Source organism: Ruegeria sp. AL12, assembly GCF_056540885.1.
Window position 1 is genome coordinate 1 of record NZ_JBQFXN010000065.1, and the last position, 1,074, is coordinate 1,074.

At 57.2% G+C, this 1,074-nt stretch carries 1 protein-coding gene; it reads right to left on the reverse strand.

Annotation, left to right across the window (positions count from 1 at the left end; genetic code table 11):
- The coding region (locus ACR0C6_RS21360) for a GMC family oxidoreductase (protein ID WP_480621118.1) at positions 1-1,074 on the reverse strand (1,074 nt) is incomplete at both ends.

A 1,074-nucleotide genomic window follows, 5' to 3' on the forward strand; every position in this document is an offset into this window, starting at 1 on the left:
CTCCGCGGGTTTCCGGGCGCAGTTGGCACACCGACATCGTGAACGCTGAAAACGGATGCACTCCCTCGCCAGGCCTGTCAGCGGACCAGGGTTGGACGGAAAACTGAATGTCGGGGGTTTCAACCTCGGGGCGGGTTTTCATGAAACCGGTGGCAAGGCTGGCGGCCATGGTCATCGGGCCTGCGCGGAACAGCGCGTATTTCAGGGCAATTCGCGCCTGATTGAACAGGCTGCGGACTTCGTCATTCAAAGTCGGCTCGTTACATTTAAACACAAGCCGCGCCTGTAAGTGATCCTGCAAACCCTTGCCGACACCCGGCAGGGCGTGCAGCGGTTCGATACCGTTTTCCTTTAGATGATCTGGGTCTCCGATTCCCGACAACATCAGAATTTGGGGGGAATTGATCGCCCCACCGGACAGAATGATCTCGCGCCGGACTTTTAGAGTTTGTTCAGCACCCGAACGATCCCGATAAACCAGTCCGGTTGCCTTTTTCCCTTCTAAAACCACCCGCGCTACCAAGGCATTGGTAATGATGTTGAGGTTCTGACGACCCCGGATAGGTTTTAGATACGCCACGGCTGCGCTGCAGCGTCGACCATTGCGGGTGGTCAACTGAAAGTACCCGACGCCCTCTTGTTCGGCCCCGTTGTAGTCTGGATTGAACGGATAACCTGCGGCCTGCGCTGCAGCGACCCATGCGTCGCAGATGGGACGTTGGATGCGCATGTTGGACACAGACAAAGGTCCACCGACACCGTGGAATTCATCCTCGCCGCGCTCTTGATCCTCGCAGCGTTTGAACAGTGGCAACACGTCCTCCCAGCCCCAACCTTCGTTGCCCATCTGACGCCAACGGTCGTAATCCTCTTTCTGGCCGCGCACATATAGCAACCCATTCAAAGAGGATGACCCACCCAGCACCTTACCGCGTGGCCAATCGATGGATCGACCGTTCAGGCCGGGATCGGGTTCGGTCCGATAACTCCAGTCGACCGGTGGATTGTGCATTGTTTTCAAATAGCCAACAGGGATGTGAATCCACGGGTTCGTATCGCGGGCACCAGCCTCAA